Genomic DNA, 20,365 nt, shown 5'->3' with positions numbered 1-20,365 from the left:
TGGGTGTCGGACCGGGTCGGCCGCTCGACCGGTCGAGGCGAGCGGCGTGCTTGGATGGCCACAGCTTGTGGGGTGATCCGTCCCGGCCGCCACGGTTGCCGGGGGATACGGGACGCCGGAACGCTCGTAAGGGGTCTGACCTGGGGGAATGTCATCCCCCTGGAATGCGGCCCGGGACGCGGGGGATGGAGGAACGGTGGGCGGGGACGAGTTCGCGGGACTGCTTCGGGAGTTGAAGGAGCGGTCCGGGCTCAGTTACGGGGCGCTCGCGAAGCGGCTGCATGTGAGTACGTCCACGCTGCACCGGTACGTCAACGGGGACGCCGTACCGACGGACTACGCACCGGTGGAGCGGCTCGCGCGGGTGTGCAGGGCGACTCCGGAGGAGTTGGTGGAGCTTCACCGGCGGTGGGTCCTCGCGGACGCGCTGCGGGGGCAGAAGGGTACGGCCGCGGGGGCCCCGGCGGGAGCGGCAGCCGACGCCGGCACCGACGAGAACGCCGTCGGGAACGGCGACGGGAACGCCGACGGGAACAGGGCTGCGGTCGCGGCCGGCGTGCCGGACGTCGCCGCGGGGACCGGGCCGGGGTCCGTGCCGGACACCGGTCGGGAGGTCGGTCCGGGCGCTGGTCGGGAGGCCGTGGCGCAGGCCCCGGTGCGGCGGAGTCGACGCGCCGTGGCCCTCGCCGCCGCCGGTGCCGTCGTGGTGGCCGCCGTCGCCTCCACCGCGCTCGTCGTGCACCTCGGGTCGGGCAGGAGCGACGACGACGCCAAGGGGCATGCCGTGGCTGCCGGCGTCCCGCACGGCGCGCGCCTGCGTGCCGACAGCACCCCGACCGGCGCGCATCGGGGATCGGCGTCGCCGTCCGCCTCGCGCGCCGCCGGACCCGAGGTGTCCTCCTCGTCGGCCGGCGGGGCGGCGGACCAGGACCCAGCCACCGAGAAGGGTGCCGGAGAGGACGGATCCGCCGAGGACGGCGCCACCGCGCCGACCGTCGTCGCCGACCCGTACAAGTGGGACGACCCGTGCAGCCAGCACTACCTGGTGAACCGGAAGGCCGCACAGGTGCCACCGCCGCCGAACGAGGCGGACGCTCGGGGGTGGGTCGGCGCGCTCGGCGGGGTCGCCGGTGGGGAGCAGATGCTCGCGCTGACCGTCCAGGGCACCGGGAGGGCCACCGTCGTCCTGAAGGGTCTGCATGTGCGGGTGGTGGAGAAGAACGCGCCGCTCGCCTGGAACGACTACGCGATGGGCGTCGGCTGCGGCGGCGGTGTGCAGACCAAGTCGTTCGGCGTGGACCTCGACGCGGGGCGGCCCGTGACCGCGCCCAAGGCCGGACAACGGGATTTCCCCTACAAGGTCAGCGAGTCCGACCCCGAGGTGTTCTACGTCTTCGCGGACGTCCGGGCGCACGATGTGAGCTGGTACCTGGAACTGGACTGGTCCAGCGGGTCGAAGAGCGGCACCGTGCGCGTCGACGACCACGGGAAGCCGTTCCGGACGAGCGGGAGCGTGGGGCGTCCCGCGTACGACTATCCGCTGGGCGGAAGCGAGTGGCAGACGGCGGCTCCCCCCGGGTAGGGCCCTGGTGCCGCGGCCCGGGCACGATCAAGTCGCCCCAGGAGTTAGGTTGTTGCCCGTTTGATGACGCGACTCTCCAGGGAGAGGCTTTATGCCCGGTGATGCTCTCAGCCAGGACCCCGCCGAGCTGAGAAGGAGGATCGACACCACCAGGGCGCACCCGGCTCGCGTCTATGACGTCTTCCTCGGGGGCAAGGACAACTACCCGGTCGACCGGAACGCGGCCGCCGCGGCGCTCGCGGCGAACCCGCGCGGCTACCTCGACGTCCGGCACAACCGGGACTTCCTGCGGCGGGCGGTGACCACACTGACCCGGGACGAGGGCGTCCGCCAGTACCTGGACATAGGTACGGGACTGCCGACGCGGGAGAACGTGCACCAGATCGCCCAGCGGACCGACCCCACGTCACGGGTCGTGTACGTCGACAACGACCCGGTGGTCCTCGCCCACGCGCGGGCGCTGCTCACCAGCGGGCCGGAGGGCGTGACCGACTACGTCGACGCCGACCTCAAGCGGCCCGCGCAGATTCTCCAGGAGGCCGCGAAGACGCTCGACTTCGACCAGCCGGTCGCGCTCGTGCTGGTCGCGGTCCTGCACTTCATCGAGGACGACGAGGCCTATCCGATCGTGCGTGATCTGGTGAAGGCGCTGTCGGCCGGGAGCCGGGTGGTGCTCAGCCATCTCACCGAGGACCTGAACCCGGAGAACGTCCGGGCGGTGCAGCGGACGTACACCGAGCGGGGGTTCACGTTCGTGCTGCGGTCCAGGGCCGAGGTCGAGCGGTTCTTCACGGAGAACGGGCTCGAACTGGACGAGCCGGGTGTCGTTCCCGTGCATCACTGGCGGCCCGACGGGGCGGCGCCCGCGCCCGAGGCGGCCGACCCCGCGTACCTCGCGACCCTCGACGACATCGAGAAGGTCCGCTACCGCGACATCAACGACGTCACGGACGCCGACATCAACGTCTACGGGGCGACCGCCGTCAAGCGCTGAACTCCGGCGGGCGCGGCGGGCCGGGTCTCCCGCCGCGCCGCCCCCGCCGCCTGAGGGGGGCTCAGTCCCACCAGAAGGACCACACCCGCCGGCCGAGCACCTCGTGCTCCGCGTACGCGCGCAGCGTCTCGTGGTGGCCCTGGGTGATGTTGTCCGGGCAGAACGCGAAGTGCTCCGCCGCCACCGCCTCGGCCTCGTCCCGGGACCCGGGCGGCGCCGCCACCGACAGCACCAGCTGGTCGAAGGTGAGAGCCACGACCCGTATGCCGAAGCGGTCCTCCCAGGAGCGCAGCACCGCGCACAGGCGGGCCACGTCCCCTTCGTAGTTGAGCGGGCCGGACCAGCCGATCGCCGCCGGGATGTCCGCGCTGCGGCGCGCCGGGACCAGGGCCAGGCGCGGCTCCTTCAGCGACGAGCCGCTGTCCGCAAGGGAGTCGGCGACCTCGGCGGCACGCGTGTCCGGGTCGGCCTCCTGCTCCGTGGCGGGCGCGAGACCGGGCCAGGCGGGGCCGAACGGCGCGACCGTCTCGTCGTACGTCCCCCGCTCGCCGAAGACCTCGACGACGGCCCGCTCGCCGGGGTGGTCCTCGTCCGCGCCGAGTTCGTCCGCCGCGTACTCGTCCCAGAACTCCGCGAGCACCTCCTCGGCGTCGTGGTCCCCGGGATACGACATCTCGGCCGGCGTCAACTCCCAGTCCTGCGGCCCGCCCTGATCACCGCTCACGTCGATCAGGAGGGGGAGCAGCCCGGACGTCCGCCGCGCGGGCTCCAGCGCCGCCCAGCCGCCGGGGGCCGCCGGTCGGCCGGCGTGCCACAGCAACGGCTCGTGCCACGGGCCGTCCCTGGTCTCGTCGATCAGTCTCCCGGCCGGGAGTTCAAGCCCGAGCGTGTGCCCGCTCGGGTCGGCCGCCAGCTTCGGCAGCGGGTTCGGAAGTGTCGCCATGCCGGTGACTGTAGGGGCCGCCACTGACAACGGGTGGAGCGCGGTGCTTCGGCGGGCGGTGCACGCCGTGCACGCGGCCCGTGCCTCCGGCGAGGCAGGGAGGAGGGGGGCGCAGGGTTCTTGGAGTCCCGCACGTGGACGGCGGTCGACGGTGCGAGTTCGGTGACGGACGGTTCCGACGCGCCTGCGGCTGAAAGAAGTTGACGCCGAGAGGAAATGGTTCGACTGCGGTGCGTGGCCCTGGTTGCCTCTGGGGAACGGGTGCTCAGAAGGGGCGCCCGTCCTCATGGAGGGGGATGCATCCGTGCCCAGAAGCACAGGATGGAGACGCGTCCTGACCGGCGCGCTCGCGGGCCTGACCGCGACGATCGGTCTCACCGCGGCCCTGGCCGCACCAGCCGAGGCGGCCACCGGCACACCCACGGCCGTGACCAAGTACAGCCACACCAGCGTGCCCGGGGACTACATAGGCCAGGGCGCCACCGTCGCGTACACGCCAAAGACGGCCACGATCAGCGCGGGCGGCTCCGCGGAGTACGCCCGATTCCGTGTGTCGACCGGTGACACCTGGTGGGACGTCGACCTCGCCGCGCCACAGGGGGAGAGGCTCCACCCCGGCGTCTACCGCAACGCCGAGCGGGCCGCGTTCCGCACCGGACGCTCTCCGGGCCTCGACGTCTCCGGCGACGGGCGCGGCTGCAACGAGGTGTACGGGCAGTTCTCGGTCAACCAGATCGAGACGGACGCCGACGGCGCGATCACCCTGCTCGACGCCACCTACACCCAGCACTGCGAGAGGGCCGACGCCCCGGCCCTCAAGGGCGTCGTCAAGTACCGGGCGTACCCGCTGTCCTACGCGTACACCAGCGACGCGGGGGACTACATCGGGCAGGGCGGGACTGCCCACCACACCGGAGCCACCAGCACGTTCGGCATCCGCCCGTGGGGCGACGGCATCCAGTACGACGTCTCGGGCGAGCGCGCGTACTTCACCGCCCTGCTCACTCCGCCCACCGGTCAGAAGCTGGAGGCGGGGCGTACCTACGAGACGCGGCGCGACAGTGACGAGTCGTTCGCCGGCCTCGACGTCTTCGGCGACGGGCGCGGCTGCAACACCAGCACCGGTGAACTGACCGTCGGCAAGCTGGCGCTCGACGACGACGGCACCGTGAAAGCGTTCGCCGCGACCTTCGTCCAGCACTGCGAGGGCGGCACACCGGCGCTGCGGGGCACCATCCACTATTACGCCTGACAGGCGGGCGGCCCCGGCGGGACGGTGGTGGCCGTCCCGCCGGGGCCGAGCCTGCCGGTCCGGTGCGTCAGAGCCGCTCAGGCGTCCTGATGCCCAGCAGGGCCATGCCCTGGTGGAGCGTGCGGGCCGTGAGGTCGCAGAGGAACAGGCGGTTCTCCGCCACCTCCTGGGCCGGCGCCGGCTTGATCACCGGGCACTGGTCGTAGAACGTCGTGTAGAGCGACGCCAGTTGGTACAGGTACGCCGCCAGCTTGTGCGGCGCGTACTCCGCGGCGACCTCCTCCAGCGTCTCCCCGAACCGGTCCAGGTGCAGACCCAGCGCCCGCTCCGCCGGGGCCAGTTCGAGCTCCGGGTGCGCGAGCGGCGCACGGTCACCGGCCTTGCCGAAGATCGACCGGATACGGGCGTACGCGTACTGGAGATACACCGACGTGTCGCCGTTCAGCGAGACCATCTGGTCCAGGTCGAACTTGTAGTCCCGGACGGCGGAGGTGGAGAGGTCCGCGTACTTCACGGCGCCGATACCGACGTACCGGCCGTTCTCCCCGATCTCCTGCTCGCTCAGGCCCACCTTCTCGGCCTTCTCGCGGACCACGGTCGTCGCCCGCTCGATCGCCTCGTCCAGCAGGTCCACCAGCCGGATCGTCTCGCCCTCACGGGTCTTGAACGGCTTGCCGTCCTTGCCCAGCACCGTGCCGAAGGCGAGCTGGTGCGCCTTCACGTCGTCGTTCAGCCAGCCCGCCCTGCGCGCGGTCTCGAAGACCATCCTGAAGTGCAGGGACTGGCGGGCGTCCACGACGTAGAGGAGCGTCGACGCCTTGAGGCGGAAGACACGGTCGCGGATCGCGGACAGGTCCGTCGCCGCGTAGCCGTAGCCGCCGTCCGACTTCCGCACGATCAGCGGGACCGGGTTGCCCTCGGGGCCCTTGATGTCGTCGAAGAAGACGCACAGGGCGCCCTCCGAGCGGACGGCGACGCCGGACTCCTCCAGGAGACGGCAGGTCTCGTCCAGCATGTCGTTGTAACCGGACTCGCCGACCACGTCCGGGTCGCGGATCTCCATGTCCAGCTTCTCGAAGACCGAGTAGAAGTAGATCTTCGACTCGTCCACGAACTTCTGCCACATGGCCAGCGTCTCGGGTTCGCCCGCCTGGAGGTCCACCACCCGGCGCCGCGCCCGCGTCTTGAACTCCTCGTCGGAGTCGAAGAGCGTCCGCGCCGCCTTGTAGAGGCGGTTCAGGTTCGACATGGCCTCCTCGCCGGAGACCTCGCCGCCCTGGTGGTCCAGCTCGTGCGGGTGCTCGATCAGGTACTGGATGAGCATGCCGAACTGGGTGCCCCAGTCGCCGATGTGGTGGCGCCGTACGACCGACTCGCCCACGAACTCCAGGATCTGGACCACCGCGTCGCCGATCACGGCCGAGCGGAGGTGACCTACGTGCATCTCCTTCGCCACGTTCGGCTGCGCGTAGTCGATCACCGTCGTGCCCGGGTGCTCCACGAACGGCACGCCGAGGCGCTCGCCGTCCGCGTACCGCGCCGCGAGGTTCTCGGTGATCGCCCGGTCGGTGATCGTGATGTTCAGGAAGCCGGGTCCGGAGACCTCGATGTCCTTGATCACCTCGCCCGACTCGACCCGCGCCACGACCTGCGTCGCCAGCTCTCTCGGGTTCGCCTTCGCCTTCTTCGCGAGCGCCAGGATCCCGTTGGCCTGGAAGTCGGCCCGGTCGCTTCGTCGCAGCAGCGGGTCCGCGGAACCGGCCTCCGGCAGGGCTGCCGTGAGGGCGTCCGCGAGGCGCTGGTGGACGGAAGCGGTGAGGGACGTGACCGAGGCCATGGGGTGGATGCCGTTCTCCTCGAGGGATTCAGATGGACCCGGCCAGTATCCCATGGGGGAGCAAGCGGAATTCGCTGCGACGGCCCGGCCCCGCCGGGTGGCGAGGGGGCACTGAAAAGCCGTTTTCGTGGTTCCGGTCCCAGCTGGGAGAATGGTCCGGTCAGCCGTACTGGCGTATCAGAAAGAAGGACGTGCCGATCGTGGCTCAGAGCACCGAGACCACCGACTGGGTCTCCCGTTTCGCGGACGAGGTCATCGCCGAGTCGGAGCGTCGTGCCCCGGGCAAACCGGTCGTCGTCGCGTCCGGACTCTCCCCCTCCGGTCCCATCCACCTCGGCAACCTGCGCGAGGTCATGACCCCGCACCTGGTCGCCGACGAGATCCGCCGCCGCGGCCTCACCGTGCGCCACCTGATCTCCTGGGACGACTACGACCGCTACCGCAAGGTCCCCGTCGGTATCCCGGGCGTCGACGACTCCTGGGCGGAGCACATCGGCAAGCCGCTGACCTCCGTCCCGGCCCCCGAGGGCTCGGAGTACCCGAACTGGGCCGAGCACTTCAAGGCCGCGATGACCGCGGCGCTGGCCGAGCTCGGCGTCGAGTACGACCCGATCAGCCAGACCGAGCAGTACACCGCGGGCGCCTACCGCGAGCAGGTCCTGTTCGCGATGCGGCACCGCGGCGACATCGACGCCGTCCTGGAGCAGTACCGCACCAAGAAGGCCCCGGCCAAGAAGCAGCAGGGCCAGAAGCCCGTCGACGAGGCCGAGCTCGAAGCCGCCGAGGGATCCGGCGCCGCCGCCGAGGACGACGGCAGCTCCACCTCCGGGTACTTCCCGTACAAGCCCTACTGCGGGCGGTGCGAGAAGGACCTCACCACCGTCACGGCCTACGACGACGAGACGACCGAGCTGACGTACACCTGCTCGGCCTGCGGTTTCTCTGAGACCGTCCGGCTCAGCGAGTTCAACCGCGGCAAGCTGGTCTGGAAGGTCGACTGGCCGATGCGCTGGGCCCACGAGGGCGTGATCTTCGAGCCGAGCGGTGTCGACCACTCGTCCCCGGGGTCCTCCTTCCAGGTCGGCGGGCAGATCGTCGGGATCTTCGGCGGCGAGCAGCCGATCGGACCGATGTACGCCTTCGTCGGCATCTCCGGCATGGCCAAGATGTCCAGCAGCAAGGGCGGGGTCCCCACCCCGGCCGACGCGCTGCAGATCATGGAGCCGCAGCTGCTGCGCTGGCTGTACGCCCGCCGCCGCCCCAACCAGTCGTTCAAGATCGCCTTCGACCAGGAGATCCAGCGGCTCTACGACGAGTGGGACAAGCTGGCGGGCAAGGTCGCCGACGGTTCCGTGCTGGCCGCCGACGCCGCCGCGTACGCCCGTGCCGTGGGCACCGCCGCCGGGGAACTGCCCAGGACCCCCCGCCCGATGGCGTACCGCACCCTCGCCTCCGTCGCCGACATCACCGCCGGCGCCGAGGACCAGACCCTGCGCATCCTCAGCGAGCTCGACCCCGACAATCCGCTCGGCTCGCTCGACGAGGTCCGGCCCCGGCTCGACAAGGCCGAGACCTGGATCAACACCCAGGTCCCGGCGGAGGAGCGCACCGTCGTGCGCGCCGAGCCCGACGCCGGACTGCTCGCGTCCCTCGACGACCAGGGCCACGAGTCGCTGCGGCTGCTCCTGGACGGCCTGGACAAGAACTGGTCCCTGGACGGCCTGACCCATCTCGTCTACGGCGTCCCCAAGGTCCAGGCCGGCTTCCCGGCCGACGCCACCGCCAAGGAGCTCCCGCCGGAGATCAAGGTCGCCCAGCGCACGTTCTTCGCGCTGCTCTACCACCTGCTCGTCGGACGCGACACCGGCCCGCGACTGCCCACGCTGCTGCTCGCGGTCGGCCAGGACCGGGTGCGCAAGCTGCTCAGCGCGTAACCGCGCACAGCCGCACGAGGAGGGGGCGCCCGGTGAACACCGGGCGCCCCCTCCTCACACACGCTGACGTACCTACGCGATGTGGTCTTCCTGGAGTTCCGCCGTGTGGCGGTTGGTGAAGCGATTGACCATGCGGTCGGCCTCGCGCTGCGGGAGCGTGGTGCCGTACGTCGCCTCCACGTCGCCCCTGAACTGGCCCGAGGTCGGATAGCTGCCGTCTATCGACTTCTTGAAGACCAGGTAGTAGTCCTCCTCGGTCGGCTCCGAGCCGCCGCCCGCACCCAGCTCACGGGTACGCCCCGGGCCGGACGGGATCGGGAAGGTACCGGTGTCCTCCGGAGAGGGCTCCGGGGCCGGGACAGGCTCCTCGTACCGCTGCTGCGGGAACGTCTGCTGAGCGAACGCCTGCTGCTCGAACCGCTGCTGCTCCTCGAACCGCTGCCGAGCCCGGAACTGCTGCTGCTCCTCGAACTGCTCGGCCTGCTGCTGCTCCTCGTACCACTGCCGGTAGGCGACATCCGGGTCGTACGTCGGGTCGTAGCCGCCCTGATACGCGACGGACTGGGGGTCCCGCGCCTGAAGCCACTGACTCTGCGGCTCGGCGTAGTCCTCCGGCTGCTCGGGGGGCTCGTTCGCCTCGGCGGCGGGAAGCTGTTCCCGGACGGGCGCCGCGTTGCCCGGCACGGGGGGTGCCGTCGGTTCCGGCTCGCGCGCCACCTCCAACTGCGGCGCGGGAGGCAGCAGCGCGGGCTCGATACCGGCCGCCGCCAGGCCCGACGGGGCGGTCTCGGCCAGCGGGACGCCGTAGCGCGCCAGGCGCAGCGGCATCAGGGACTCCACCGGGGCCTTGCGGCGCCAGGCCCGGCCGAAGCGGGAGCGCAGCCGGGCCTGGTAGACCAGCCGCTCCTGCTCCAGCTTGATGACCTGCTCGTAGGAGCGCAGCTCCCACAGCTTCATCCGGCGCCACAGGAGGAAGGTGGGGAGCGGGGAGAGCATCCAGCGGGTGAGGCGGACGCCCTCCATGTGCTTGTCGGCGGTGATGTCCGCGATCCGGCCGATCGCGTGCCGGGCCGCCTCGACGGAGACCACGAACAGGACCGGGATCACGGCGTGCATGCCGACGCCCAGCGGGTCCGGCCAGGCCGCCGCGCCGTTGAACGCGATCGTCGCGACCGTCAGCAGCCACGCCGTCTGGCGCAGCAGCGGGAAGGGGATCCTGATCCAGGTGAGGAGGAGGTCCAGTGCCAGCAGGACGCAGATGCCCGCGTCGATGCCGATCGGGAAGACGTACGCGAAGTTCCCGAAGCCCTTCTTGAGGGCGAGTTCGCGTACGGCCGCGTACGAACCCGCGAAGCCGATTCCCGCGATGACGAGCGCGCCGGCGACGACCACGCCGATGAGAATCCGGTGCATCCGGGTGAGCTGAATGGGCGCGGACACCCGTACTCCCCTCCCCTTGCCTGTTGTTCCTTGCGTGTTGTTGCGCGCAACAGGGTGGCACATGTGTACGGCGTACGGGTGGGCGGTAGCGAAGGAGCCCGGTCCCCGCGGGATCCGGGCTCCGTCAAATGCACTGGAACGCCTACGAGTTGTGCCGCCGAAGCGGGCGCGATGTCAGCTCTTCGCGGCCGCGGACTTGGAAGGGGAAGCGCTCTTGGAGGCCGACTTCGAGGGGCTCGGGGACTTCGACGGCTTCGCGGACTTCGAGGCGGAAGCGGACGGGGACGCCGACTTCGAGGGTGCGCCGGACCGGTCGGGCGCACCGCCCGACCTGCTGCCGTCCCGGTTCGCGGTGGCCACCGCGGCCACCACCTCCTTGGCCGCCTTCTCGGCGGCCTTCGTCAGGTCGTCCGCGCCGGGTGCCTTGTCGCCGGCCAGACCGGCGCCGTTGTAGTCGAGCGTGATGACGACGTTCTCGACGCGCGTCACGACCGTCTGCTGCTTGAAGGTGCCTTCCTTCTTCTTCAGGTCGTAGTGCACCGCCGTCGACGCGTCGCCGGCCCCGGAGACGGGCGCCGAACCGGAGCCCTTCGCGCCGGTCACCGTCTGCGCGTCCTTGACCTGCTTCTCGTAGTAGGTCTGCGCGAGCTGGTTGCCCTCGCCGCGGGCCGCGTCCGAGTCGAAGCGCAGCAGGGAGACGTTCAGCCAGCGGAACTGGGAACCCTTGACGCCCTTGTTGTCGAGGCTGTTCCAGGAGCAGTTGCCGCGGGTCGCGGCGTCGTTCGACTGGCCCGCCTTGGCCGACTTCAGACCCTTCGGGACGAGCTCGCCCAGCGTCTTCTTCGAGAGCACGGAGCAGGGGTTCGGCAGCGTCGCGTACGCGGCCTCCTTGACGGCGTTCGCGGTCGCGTCCGGGGACGCCGCCGAGCTCGTGCCGGTGCTCGCCTTCGCGTCACCGGAGCCGGTGCCGGAACCGGAGTCCGAGCCGGAGTCCGAGGAACAGCCGGCGGCGACGAGCATCACCGGGACGGCGGCTGCGCTGACAAGGATGCGGGTGAGTCGCGGGGCTCGGCCTACTCGCTGTGCTGGTCGGTGCATGGTTCCTTCACTCGTGGCGCTCGTGGTGCGGCCGCACATGGAACGTGCGGCCGGTCGGGTCCGAGGGGCCACGGTACGCGGTGAGGCAGCCGGGTGTTTCCGGTTCCAGGGGTTCGCGGGGGAGCCCCGGCCGCCCCCGCGGACCCGTCAGTCGTTGAACCTGTCGACCAGCTTCTGGGCCAGATTCCGTGCCTTGTCCTGCATTTCCTTGCTGTCCGGGGTGCCGGTGGAGGCGGTCGGCTGCTCGGCGTACTCGACGGTCACGATCACGTTGGACGTGCGGAACACCACAGTCACCGTGCGCTGCTGGCTCGTCGAGGAGGCCGAGTTGAGCTTGTCGTCGAGGAACGCCTCGTCGCCCATGGAGGAGAGCTCGCGGGGCTGGAGGTCGGCCGGGGTCCCGCTCGTACCGGCGGAGGCGGTGCCGCCACCGGACACGGGAGTGGACGCGGAGGAGGACGGAGTGGGGGCCTCGCTGCTGCCGCTGCCGCTGCCGCTGCCGCTGCCGCTGCCGGAGGGGGAGGGGGAGCCGGTGGCGGACGCGGTGGGCGAACCGACGGGCTCGGGGAGGTCCGCCGCGGCTTCCTTGGCCGCGTAGATGTCCTGGGCGCGGGTGTCGTCGCTGATCGCGTTGTCGTACGAGACCACGCGCTCGAAGTCGACGTGGAGATGGTCGGTGGCGTCGGTCGACTCCACCTTCCAGCCGCAGCCGACGCGGCGGTCGGTGTCGTAGGTGAGGGTGGCCTCGCCCTCGTACGCGGTGTCGCGCTGCTCCTGGTCGGTGATCTGCTTGATGCCGGGCAGCAGCGCGTCGAGACTGTCGTGGCTGACGGCGGCGCAGGCCTCCGGAAGCGTGCGGTACTTGCCCGGCTGCGCGGCCGGAGTGGACGCGCCGGCGTCGCCCGGCTTGGGGTCCGTCGGGGTGTCCGCGCCTCCCGAACCGCCGGTGCAGCCGGCCAGCAGGGCCGCGAGGAGCACGGCGGTCCCGGGGACGTACGCCTTCCGCTGCACGGTGAGGCTCCTCTCGACGGATTCCGGGGCGCGCGGCCCGGGAGGTCCTGTGGTGCTGTCCTGTGGTTATTCGGTTGCCGCGCGGGGGCGGCCCCTGCAGACAATGTGTATCGCACGCACTGCCGTGGACGCCGGTCCGTTGTCCTGTACGTCGACCTTGGCCCCGCTTTTGCGTTGTGTGACTTTTGTTGTTGTCCGGGGGAATGAGGGTGTTATGTCGTACGTGGAGATGCCGGGCGCGCAGGTGCCCATCCGGATGTGGGCCGACCCGGCGTCGGTCGAGGACGTCGCGCTGCGCCAGCTGCAGAACGTGGCGACCCTGCCGTGGATCAAGGGCCTCGCGGTGATGCCGGACGTGCATTTCGGGAAGGGTGCCACGGTGGGGTCGGTCATCGCGATGCGGGACGCGGTGTGCCCGGCGGCGGTGGGGGTCGACATCGGGTGCGGGATGTCCGCGGTGAAGACGTCGCTGACCGCGGGTGACCTGCCGGGGGATCTGTCCCGGCTCCGGTCGAAGGTCGAGCAGGCGATTCCGGTGGGGCGGGGGATGCATGACGCGCCGGTCGAGCCCGGTGACGTGTACGGACTGGCCACGGCGGGGTGGGACGATTTCTGGGGGCGGTTCGACGGAATTGCCGAATCGGTCAAATTCCGTCGGGAGCGTGCCGCGAAGCAGATGGGAACGCTCGGTTCCGGGAATCACTTTGTCGAAATCTGCACGGACACGACCGGTTCCGTCTGGCTGATGCTGCACTCCGGTTCGCGGAACATCGGCAAGGAACTGGCCGAGCACCACATCGGCGTCGCCCAGAAACTCCCGCACAACCAGGGCCTGGTCGACCGTGACCTGGCGGTCTTCGTCGCGGACACCCCGCAGATGGCGGCCTACCGCAACGACCTGTTCTGGGCGCAGGAGTACGCGAAGTACAACCGCACGCTGATGATGGCGCTCCTGAAGGACGTGATCCGCAAGGAGTTCAGGAAGGCGAAGCCGACTTTCGAGCCGGAGGTCAGCTGCCATCACAACTACGTCAACATCGAGCGTTACGAAGGCATGGACCTGCTCGTCACGCGCAAGGGCGCCATCAGTGCCCGGGCCGGGGAGTTCGGCATCATTCCGGGGTCGATGGGGACGGGCTCGTACATCGTGAAGGGCCTCGGCAACGAGAAGTCCTTCAACTCGGCGTCGCACGGCGCGGGCCGGCGCATGAGCCGCAACGCGGCGAAGCGCCGCTTCTCGACGCGGGACCTGGAGGAGCAGACGCGGGGCGTCGAGTGCCGCAAGGACTCCGGTGTCGTGGACGAGATCCCGGGCGCGTACAAGCCGATCGAGCAGGTCATCGAGCAGCAGCGCGACCTCGTGGAGGTCGTGGCGAAGCTGAAGCAGGTCGTCTGTGTGAAGGGCTGAACCGTGAGCGGGGCCCGGGCCGTTGCCGGTCCGGGCCCCGCACGCGCGCGTACGGGCTCACTTCGCGTGCATCACCGCGTAGATCATCACGAACGCCACGATGTGGATGCCGAAGAGGAAGTACGCGAGGTAGTACCAGACCATGCGTTCGTTCTTCTTCTCCTCGGCCAGCCGGCGCTGCTCCAGGGAGGGGGCGTCCGGCGTCCCGTCCGGCATCACAGTTCCCGGTGGACCTTCGTGTTGGACGCCTGGGCGCGGGGGCGCACCACGAGGAGGTCGATGTTGACGTGGCTGGGGCGGCTGACCGCCCAGGTGATGGTGTCCGCCACGTCGTCGGCGGTGAGCGGCTCGGCCACGCCCGCGTACACCTTCTCCGCCTTCTCCGTGTCGCCGCCGAAGCGGGTCAGCGCGAACTCGTCCGTCTTGACCATGCCGGGTGCGACCTCGATGACACGGACCGGGGTGCCGACGATCTCCAGCCGGAGGGTCTCGGCGAGGACGTGCTCGGCGTGCTTGGCCGCGACGTAGCCGCCGCCGCCCTCGTAGGTGGCGTGGCCGGCGGTGGAGGAGAGCACCACCACCGTTCCGTCGCCGCTGGAGGTGAGGGCGGGGAGCAGGGCCTGGGTGACGTTCAGCGTGCCGATGACGTTCGTCTCGTACATCTGCCGCCACTCGGCCGGGTCGCCGGTGGCCACCGGGTCGGCGCCCAGCGCGCCGCCCGCGTTGTTGACCAGGACGCCGATCGTCCGGAAGGCGGTGGCGAACTCGTCGACCGCCGCGCGGTCCGTGACGTCCAGCGTGTACGCGGTGGCCTGGTGCCCGGCCGCGTTGATCTCCTCGGCCAGCGCCTCGATGCGGTCCTTGCGGCGGGCGGTCAGGACGACGCGGTAGCCGGCCGCGGCGAGCTGCCGGGCCGTCGCCGCGCCGATGCCGCTGCTCGCGCCGGTGACGACGGCGATGCGGGAGGAGGCGGAGGGCGCGGCGGACGTCATGGGCTGCTCCTGAGGCGTACGGCGTACGGCCGCGCGCACGTCGGGGTGCGCGCTCGGGCGTACGGCATGCGGTGATCGGTCTTGGCCAGGATAGGCAGGCGGCCGTCGCGCGCGTCGAGTCCGTCCGCTCCCCGGGCGGAGGCGTCTCAGCGGCCGCCGCGCGGCGCGTACATGATCACGGCCATCCCGGCGAGGCAGATCAGCGCGCCGGTGATGTCCCAGCGGTCGGGGCGGTAACCGTCCGCGACCACGCCCCAGGCGAGCGAGCCGGCCACGAAGACTCCGCCGTACGCGGCGAGGATGCGGCCGAACTCGGCGTCCGGCTGGAGTGTGGCCACGAAGCCGTATACGCCCAGTGCCATGACGCCGGCGCCGATCCAGAGCCAGCCGCGGTGCTCGCGGACGCCCTGCCAGACCAGCCAGGCGCCACCGATCTCGAAGAGCGCGGCGACGACGAAGAGGACCACGGAACGGACGATCACCATGGGGTCACCTTCGCACGGGCGTTCCGCGCGGCCGCCGTCACCTGTTGGACGGCGCCTGTCGGCGACCAGGGGTGGCATACATCGGGTGACCTGATGAGCGTTCTGGATGTTCCGAGCGAAGGAAGTGACGGCATGCGGATTCTCTCCGCGGTGGGTGCGATGGGGGCGGGGGCGGCCGTGGTGGTGGCCGGGGCCTGCCCGGTCCAGGCCCTCTCCCCGGAGGCCGACCTCGCCTACCACGGCTCCGTGGCCATGGCGGCAGGAGTCTTCGACCTGCGGCTGACCCCGCGGAACCACGGCCCGAGCGCGGTCACCGAGGCGACGGTCCGGCTGCGCTGGTCGGTCCCGCTCGCGGACGAGCAGCGGCTGCCGGGCGGCTGCGCGCGCTCGGGCGAGCGCAGCGTGGTGTGCCGGACGGGGGAGCTGCCGGCGGACGGGCTGGGGAGCCCGGTCGAGCTGACGGTACGGCTGCGGGAGGCGCCGTCCGAGGTGACGCTGGAGATCGACACGGTGTGGGGCGGCGGCGCGGTGGACCGCAACCACGCCAACGACCGGCAGCGGGTGCTCGCGCTGGACACGGGTGACTCGTACGCCTTCTAGGTGTATTGACCCGAAGCGTTGTTCACACGGCTGATCGGTTGGTGGCCGCCGAGTGCGGTGTGGCAGCGGTGGTGGTTGTAGGTGTGCAGAAAGTCTGCCAGGGCCGCGGTCCGCTCGTCGTTGCTCGTGTAGGGCCGCAGGTAGGCCCACTCGTCGAGCAGGGTGCGGTTGAAGCGTTCGACCTTGCCGTTGGTCTGCGGCCGGTAGGCGCGGGTGAGCTTGCCGGCCGCGCCGAGGTCGGCCAGTGCCCCTCGCCAGGCGAAGCTCTTGCGGTAGGGCCAGGCGTTGTCGGTCAGAACCCGCTCGATGCGGTCAATGCCCGATGCGGCGAAGAATGCTGCGGCCCGGCGCAGGAAGCCGGCGCAGGTGTCGGCCTTCTCGTCGCCGTGGATCTCGCTGTAGGCCAGGCGGCTGTGGTCGTCGACGGCGGAGTGGACGTAGTCGAAGCCCATGGAGCTGCGGGTGGCGCGGCCGGCCTGGCGGCCCAGCACCTTGTGGCCGCCGCCGTCGGGGATCCGGCCGAGCTTCTTGACGTCCACGTGGACCAGTTCACCGGGGCGGTCGCGTTCGTAGCGGCGGATGACCTGGCCGGTGGGCCGGTCCAGTAAGGCCAGGCGGTTCAGGCCGTGCCGGGTGAGGATGCGGTGCACGGTGGAGGCGGGCAGGCCCAGGATGGGGCCGATGCGTGCCGGGCCGAGTTTGCGGTCCTGTCGCAGCCTGCAGACGTGCGCCTCGGTGGCGGCTGCGGTCCGGTGCGGTGTCCTGCGGGGGCGGCTGGAACGGTCGATGAGTCCGCTCTCGCCCTCGGACCGCCAGCGCCGGATCCACTTGTGGGCGGTGGGACGGGAGATGCCCATCTCGGCGGCGACATGGGCGACGGGACGGCCGGAGCGGACACGCTCGACGAGCAGGCGCCTGCCGTGAACGGTCAGCCGGGCATTACGGTGGGACACGAAGGCCTCCGTGCGGTGAAGATTCGACACCTCCACCACACACGGGGGCCTTCGCCACGATCAAGTCCGACCCGCGTTAACAACGCTCGTGATCAATACAGTCGTAGCGCTCGCGCGCCTCGTTGACCTGCTCGATGTGCAGCTCGGCCCAGTCCTTCACGGCGGAGAGCAGGCCGGCGAGGCTGCTGCCGAGCGGGGTCAGTTCGTAGTCGACGCGGACGGGCACGGCGGGGGTCACCGTCCGCATCAGGATGCCGTCCCGCTCCAGTGAACGCAGCGTCTGCGTCAGCATCTTGGGGCTGACTCCCGCGATCCTGCGGCCGAGGTCGCTGTAGCGCATCGAACCGCGGGCATCGGCGAGCGCGCTGACGACCAGGCTGACCCACTTGTCGCTGATCCGGTCGAGGAGCTGGTTGGTGGGGCAGCTCCGGATGAACGCGTCGTACTCGATCCGCGCCTGCTCGCGCCGCTGCGCCGCGGTCGTGGTCGCCATGGCTCACCTCCGGGTGAGGTACGCACCTTCAGGTGCCTGCTTACCAAAGGAGAGTAGCTCTTCCTAGGGTTGTTGCAACGGGATGGATAGCCCGTCGGGCAGTCATCAGAGGGCAAGTTCCCTGAGGAGAGTCGAGATGCGTGCAGCAGTCGTGACGGCGTTCGGTGGCCCGGAGGCCGTGGAGATCGTGGAGACCGACGTGCCGGAGCCCGCCGCCCGGCAGATCCGGATCAAGGTGGCGGCCGCCGCGCTCAACCCGGTCGACGCCGGGGTGCGCGCGGGCGTTTTCGGGGGCGCGGGCAAGCGGCTCGGGCTCGGCTGGGACGTGGCCGGCACCGTCGACGCGGTGGGCGTGGCGACCGGCTGGACGGTCGGTGACGAGGTGGTGGCGCTGGCGTACGGCACCGCCAAGTCGCTGGGGACGCACGCCGACCACGTGGTCGTCGACGCCGACGCGGTGGCCAAGGCGCCCGCCTCGGTGGACGCGGTGCACGCGGCCACGCTTCCCCTGAACGCCCTCACCGCCGCGCAGGCACTGGACCTGTTGGCCCTGGAGCCGGGGCGGAGCCTGCTGGTGACGGGCGCGGCGGGAGCGGTCGGCGGGTACGCCGTGCAGCTCGCCGCGCACCGGGGCCTGGCGGTGACGGGGGTGGCCCGCGCGGCCGACGAGGAGCTCGTACGGTCGCTGGGGGCGACGCGCTTCGCGGCGGGCGCGGTGGCCGCGGGCAGCGTGGACGGGGTGCTGGACGCGGCGATCCTCGGTGCGGTGGCGCTGGAGTGGGTGCGGGACGGCGGAGTGTTCACGGGTGTGATCCCGCACGCGCACCCGGCGTCCGTGCGGGGCGTGCGGACCGGCTCGGTGGAGGTGGCCGCGGACGGGGCGCGCCTGGCGGAGCTGGTGGCGCTCGTCGACGCCGGGGTGCTCACGCCCCGGGTCGCCGAGACGTTCGCGCTGGACGGGGCGGTCAAGGCGCACGCCCGGCTGGCGGAGGGCGGGCTGCGGGGGCGGGTGGTCCTTGTCCCGTAGGGCGGCCGGGGGCCGTGTCCCGTAGGGCCGGGCGCGGGAGCGACGGGGTGCGGGGGTGCGGGGTGGTGGAGTGGTGGGGTGGGAGTGGCGCTCGGGGAGAGGGGCGGGAGTGGCCCCGGAGGAGAGGGGCGGGAATAGGTCGGCGGGGGTCGTCGTTTGCGGGTATAGTTGAATCGTAAACAACCTGGAGGGCGAGCGACCATGCAGTTCGGGATATTCACCGTCGGCGACGTGACACCGGATCCGACCACCGGCCGGTCACCGAGCGAGCACGAGCGCATCAAGGCCATGGTCGCCATCGCGCAGAAGGCCGAGGAAGTCGGCCTGGACGTCTTCGCGACCGGTGAGCACCACAACCCGCCCTTCGTGCCCTCGTCGCCGACCACGATGCTCGGCTACGTGGCGGCGCGCACCGAGAACCTCATCCTGTCCACCTCCACCACCCTCATCACCACCAACGACCCGGTGAAGATCGCCGAGGACTTCGCGATGCTCCAGCATCTGGCGGAGGGCAGGGTCGACGTGATGATGGGCCGCGGGAACACCGGACCGGTCTACCCCTGGTTCGGGCAGGACATCCGCCAGGGCATCAACCTCGCCGTCGAGAACTACGCGCTGCTGCACCGCCTGTGGCGCGAGGACGTGGTGACGTGGGAGGGCAAGTTCCGTACGCCGCTCCAGTCGTTCACGTCGACTCCCCGGCCGCTGGACGGGGTGCCGCCGTTCGTCTGGCACGGCTCGATCCGCTCCCCGGAGATCGCCGAGCAGGCCGCGTACTACGGCGACGGCTTCTTCCACAACAACATCTTCTGGCCGGCCGACCACACCCAGCGGATGGTCGAGCTCTACCGCGAGCGGTACGCGCACTACGGGCACGGCACCGCCGAGCAGGCCATCGTCGGCCTGGGCGGTCAGGTCTTCATGCGGCACAACTCGCAGGACGCCGTACGGGAGTTCCGGCCGTACTTCGACAACGCGCCGGTGTACGGACACGGGCCGTCCCTGGAGGACTTCACCGACCAGACGCCGCTGACCGTCGGCTCGCCCCAGCAGGTCATCGAGAAGACGCTGACCTTCCGGGAGTACGCCGGTGACTACCAGCGCCAGCTGTTCCTGGTGGACCACGCCGGGCTGCCGCTGAAGACCGTGCTGGAGCAGATCGACATGCTGGGCGAGGAGGTCGTTCCCGTCCTGCGCGAGGAGTTCGCCAAGAACCGTCCGGCCACGGTGCCGGACGCCCCGACCCACCAGGCGCGTGTGGCCGCCGCCCGGGAGGTGACCGTCGTATGAGGCTCGTCGTCGTCTCGGCGGGGCTGAGCGTCCCGTCGTCCACGCGGCTGCTGGCCGACCGGCTGGCGGCGGCGACCGTCCGTGGGACCGCCGCGCGGGTCGAGGTCGTCGAACTGCGCGACCTCGCCGTGGAGATCGCCCACAACTTCACCAACGGGTTCCCCGGGCGGGCACTGAGCTCGGCGCTCGACGCCGTGACGACCGCGGACGGACTGATCGTCGTCACGCCGGTGTTCTCGGCGTCGTACAGCGGCCTGTTCAAGTCCTTCTTCGACGTACTGGACAAGGACGCGCTCGCCGGGAAGCCGGTGCTGATCGCCGCGACCGGCGGCTCGTCCCGGCACTCCCTGGTGCTCGAACACGCCCTGCGCCCGCTCTTCGCCTACCTGCGCGCCGTCGTCGTACCGACCGCGGTGTACGCCGCCTCCGAGGACTGGGGCGCGGAGGGGCTCGCCGAAAGGATCGACCGGGCGGCGGGGGAGTTGGGGGCACTGATGACGGGGCTCTCGGCGGCCGCCTGTACGGCGACGGGGGCGGAGGGTGCCGAGGGCGCTCGGGATGCCGGGGGTGCCGAGGGCACCGGGTTGGTGCAGCCGGTCGGGGCGGCGCCCGCGCCCAGGGCACCCGTCACGACCGGGACCGCGCCTGTTCGTGCCGTGGCCGCGCGGACCGCGTCCGGTGGTGGCTTCGAGGTCGTCCCTTTCGAGCAGCAGCTCGCGGCGCTGCGGTCGTAGGCGAGCGGGCCGGAAGGCCGGGCGGCGGCCCGCGGCGTGGCAGGGGTGGGCCGCCACCGTCGTGCGCTTCCGGCCCACCCCCTCCGCACCGGCCCGACCCGAATCGGGGGGGTCCTCGGGTCGGCCGGGCGGGTACCGGGTGATGCCGGACGGGTACCGCGTGACATCGGGTGACATCGGGTGCGAAGGAGTCATGACGCGGGGTCGCCGTCTGTTCGGCCGGTGCCGCCGATGTCGTAGGCGCGGCGCGGCGGGGACGCGCTCCCGGAGCGTCTCGCCCGGCGTTCCCTCA

At 71.2% G+C, this 20,365-nt stretch carries 19 protein-coding genes; 9 read left to right on the top strand and 10 right to left on the bottom strand.

From position 1 onward, the window contains the following. The first annotated feature begins 196 nt into the window (after positions 1-196). Complete coding sequence (locus OG199_RS19335; RefSeq protein WP_405830480.1) at positions 197-1,582, top strand: helix-turn-helix domain-containing protein; 1,386 nt, start codon at positions 197-199, stop codon at positions 1,580-1,582. Positions 1,583-1,673: 91 nt separating this feature from the next. After that, a complete protein-coding gene (locus OG199_RS19330; protein WP_405830478.1) occupies positions 1,674-2,576 on the top strand; it encodes an SAM-dependent methyltransferase in 903 nt (300 codons plus the stop codon). 61 nt (positions 2,577-2,637) lie between these two features. Here OG199_RS19330 and OG199_RS19325 read toward each other — a convergent pair whose 3' ends face one another. After that, the gene (locus tag OG199_RS19325) at positions 2,638-3,519 is read right to left on the bottom strand and encodes a DUF4253 domain-containing protein (protein ID WP_405830476.1); all 882 of its coding nucleotides are present in this window, start codon (positions 3,517-3,519) and stop codon (positions 2,638-2,640) included. A gap of 304 nt (positions 3,520-3,823) precedes the next feature. On the opposite strand from OG199_RS19325, the gene OG199_RS19320 reads away from it, so the two are divergent. Next, positions 3,824-4,771: a hypothetical protein gene (locus OG199_RS19320; RefSeq protein ID WP_401809555.1), complete on the top strand. Its 948-nt coding sequence runs from the start codon at positions 3,824-3,826 to the stop codon at positions 4,769-4,771. 67 nt (positions 4,772-4,838) lie between these two features. On the opposite strand, the gene argS is transcribed toward OG199_RS19320, so the two are convergent. Next, complete coding sequence (gene argS, locus OG199_RS19315) at positions 4,839-6,608, bottom strand: arginine--tRNA ligase (RefSeq protein WP_356805283.1); 1,770 nt, start codon at positions 6,606-6,608, stop codon at positions 4,839-4,841. 191 nt (positions 6,609-6,799) lie between these two features. Here argS and lysS point away from each other — a divergent pair, with 191 nt between their 5' ends. After that, the gene (lysS, locus tag OG199_RS19310) at positions 6,800-8,542 is read left to right on the top strand and encodes a lysine--tRNA ligase (RefSeq protein ID WP_401809559.1); all 1,743 of its coding nucleotides are present in this window, start codon (positions 6,800-6,802) and stop codon (positions 8,540-8,542) included. A gap of 72 nt (positions 8,543-8,614) precedes the next feature. Here lysS and OG199_RS19305 read toward each other — a convergent pair whose 3' ends face one another. The 3 genes from OG199_RS19305 to OG199_RS19295 form a co-directional block, all read right to left on the bottom strand. Further along, positions 8,615-9,955 (bottom strand): DUF2637 domain-containing protein, encoded by a 1,341-nt coding sequence (locus OG199_RS19305; protein ID WP_401809640.1) that lies wholly within the window; start codon positions 9,953-9,955, stop codon positions 8,615-8,617. 201 nt (positions 9,956-10,156) lie between these two features. Then, positions 10,157-11,080 carry a DUF3558 family protein gene (locus OG199_RS19300; RefSeq protein WP_405830474.1) on the bottom strand — a complete coding sequence of 308 codons (924 nt, stop codon included), beginning with the start codon at positions 11,078-11,080 and terminating at the stop codon, positions 10,157-10,159. Positions 11,081-11,227: 147 nt separating this feature from the next. After that, positions 11,228-12,091: a DUF3558 domain-containing protein gene (locus OG199_RS19295; RefSeq protein WP_405830472.1), complete on the bottom strand. Its 864-nt coding sequence runs from the start codon at positions 12,089-12,091 to the stop codon at positions 11,228-11,230. A gap of 214 nt (positions 12,092-12,305) precedes the next feature. Between OG199_RS19295 and OG199_RS19290 the strand changes: the two genes are divergently transcribed. After that, positions 12,306-13,499, top strand: coding sequence for an RtcB family protein (locus tag OG199_RS19290; protein WP_356807359.1), 1,194 nt, complete (start codon positions 12,306-12,308; stop codon positions 13,497-13,499). Positions 13,500-13,556: 57 nt separating this feature from the next. Here the strand turns inward: OG199_RS19290 and OG199_RS19285 are convergent, their stop codons facing one another. The 3 genes from OG199_RS19285 to OG199_RS19275 all read right to left on the bottom strand — a co-directional run bounded on the left by OG199_RS19285 (position 13,557) and on the right by OG199_RS19275 (position 14,976). After that, on the bottom strand, positions 13,557-13,715 hold the full coding sequence (locus OG199_RS19285; protein WP_356807361.1) for a hypothetical protein: 159 nt from the start codon (positions 13,713-13,715) through the stop codon (positions 13,557-13,559). Beyond that, positions 13,715-14,491 (bottom strand): SDR family NAD(P)-dependent oxidoreductase, encoded by a 777-nt coding sequence (locus tag OG199_RS19280; RefSeq protein WP_356807363.1) that lies wholly within the window; start codon positions 14,489-14,491, stop codon positions 13,715-13,717. Before OG199_RS19280 ends, OG199_RS19285 begins: the two co-directional genes overlap by 1 nt. Before the next feature lie 146 nt (positions 14,492-14,637). After that, positions 14,638-14,976 carry a YnfA family protein gene (locus tag OG199_RS19275; RefSeq protein ID WP_266700708.1) on the bottom strand — a complete coding sequence of 113 codons (339 nt, stop codon included), beginning with the start codon at positions 14,974-14,976 and terminating at the stop codon, positions 14,638-14,640. A 132-nt stretch (positions 14,977-15,108) separates the two neighbouring features. Between OG199_RS19275 and OG199_RS19270 the strand changes: the two genes are divergently transcribed. Next, positions 15,109-15,576 carry a hypothetical protein gene (locus OG199_RS19270; protein ID WP_356807365.1) on the top strand — a complete coding sequence of 156 codons (468 nt, stop codon included), beginning with the start codon at positions 15,109-15,111 and terminating at the stop codon, positions 15,574-15,576. Here OG199_RS19270 and OG199_RS19265 read toward each other — a convergent pair. Further along, positions 15,573-16,529 carry an IS481 family transposase gene (locus OG199_RS19265; protein ID WP_405828108.1) on the bottom strand — a complete coding sequence of 319 codons (957 nt, stop codon included), beginning with the start codon at positions 16,527-16,529 and terminating at the stop codon, positions 15,573-15,575. The two genes, OG199_RS19270 and OG199_RS19265, sit on opposite strands and share 4 nt — an antisense overlap. 76 nt (positions 16,530-16,605) lie before the next feature. Then, the gene (locus tag OG199_RS19260) at positions 16,606-17,022 is read right to left on the bottom strand and encodes a winged helix-turn-helix transcriptional regulator (protein ID WP_405830469.1); all 417 of its coding nucleotides are present in this window, start codon (positions 17,020-17,022) and stop codon (positions 16,606-16,608) included. A gap of 136 nt (positions 17,023-17,158) precedes the next feature. On the opposite strand from OG199_RS19260, the gene OG199_RS19255 reads away from it, so the two are divergent. From OG199_RS19255 to OG199_RS19245, 3 genes are all read left to right on the top strand, one after another. Further along, positions 17,159-18,049: an NADP-dependent oxidoreductase gene (locus OG199_RS19255; RefSeq protein WP_356807368.1), complete on the top strand. Its 891-nt coding sequence runs from the start codon at positions 17,159-17,161 to the stop codon at positions 18,047-18,049. Between the two features lie 201 nt (positions 18,050-18,250). After that, on the top strand, positions 18,251-19,339 hold the full coding sequence (locus OG199_RS19250; protein WP_356807370.1) for an LLM class flavin-dependent oxidoreductase: 1,089 nt from the start codon (positions 18,251-18,253) through the stop codon (positions 19,337-19,339). Then, the gene (locus OG199_RS19245) at positions 19,336-20,073 is read left to right on the top strand and encodes an FMN reductase (protein ID WP_405830466.1); all 738 of its coding nucleotides are present in this window, start codon (positions 19,336-19,338) and stop codon (positions 20,071-20,073) included. Before OG199_RS19250 ends, OG199_RS19245 begins: the two co-directional genes overlap by 4 nt. The last annotated feature ends 292 nt before the right edge of the window (positions 20,074-20,365 follow it).

Origin of the sequence: Streptomyces sp. NBC_01176 (assembly GCF_045039825.1) — a bacterium.
In the GTDB taxonomy this organism is placed as follows: domain Bacteria; phylum Actinomycetota; class Actinomycetes; order Streptomycetales; family Streptomycetaceae; genus Streptomyces.
This window is presented reverse-complemented; position numbering and strand designations above follow the sequence as displayed.

Bases quoted from the DNA above. Each gene is read 5' to 3' on its own strand.
- OG199_RS19330 (WP_405830478.1), top strand. From the start codon at position 1,674: ATGCCCGGTGATGCTCTCAGCCAGGACCCCGCCGAGCTGAGAAGGAGG.
- OG199_RS19325 (WP_405830476.1), bottom strand. From the start codon at position 3,519: ATGGCGACACTTCCGAACCCGCTGCCGAAGCTGGCGGCCGACCCGAGC.
- argS (WP_356805283.1), bottom strand. From the start codon at position 6,608: ATGGCCTCGGTCACGTCCCTCACCGCTTCCGTCCACCAGCGCCTCGCG.
- OG199_RS19305 (WP_401809640.1), bottom strand. From the start codon at position 9,955: ATGCACCGGATTCTCATCGGCGTGGTCGTCGCCGGCGCGCTCGTCATC.
- OG199_RS19300 (WP_405830474.1), bottom strand. From the start codon at position 11,080: ATGCACCGACCAGCACAGCGAGTAGGCCGAGCCCCGCGACTCACCCGC.
- OG199_RS19290 (WP_356807359.1), top strand. From the start codon at position 12,306: ATGTCGTACGTGGAGATGCCGGGCGCGCAGGTGCCCATCCGGATGTGG.
- OG199_RS19285 (WP_356807361.1), bottom strand. From the start codon at position 13,715: ATGCCGGACGGGACGCCGGACGCCCCCTCCCTGGAGCAGCGCCGGCTG.
- OG199_RS19280 (WP_356807363.1), bottom strand. From the start codon at position 14,491: ATGACGTCCGCCGCGCCCTCCGCCTCCTCCCGCATCGCCGTCGTCACC.
- OG199_RS19275 (WP_266700708.1), bottom strand. From the start codon at position 14,976: ATGGTGATCGTCCGTTCCGTGGTCCTCTTCGTCGTCGCCGCGCTCTTC.
- OG199_RS19270 (WP_356807365.1), top strand. From the start codon at position 15,109: ATGCGGATTCTCTCCGCGGTGGGTGCGATGGGGGCGGGGGCGGCCGTG.
- OG199_RS19260 (WP_405830469.1), bottom strand. From the start codon at position 17,022: ATGGCGACCACGACCGCGGCGCAGCGGCGCGAGCAGGCGCGGATCGAG.
- OG199_RS19255 (WP_356807368.1), top strand. From the start codon at position 17,159: ATGCGTGCAGCAGTCGTGACGGCGTTCGGTGGCCCGGAGGCCGTGGAG.
- OG199_RS19250 (WP_356807370.1), top strand. From the start codon at position 18,251: ATGCAGTTCGGGATATTCACCGTCGGCGACGTGACACCGGATCCGACC.
- OG199_RS19245 (WP_405830466.1), top strand. From the start codon at position 19,336: ATGAGGCTCGTCGTCGTCTCGGCGGGGCTGAGCGTCCCGTCGTCCACG.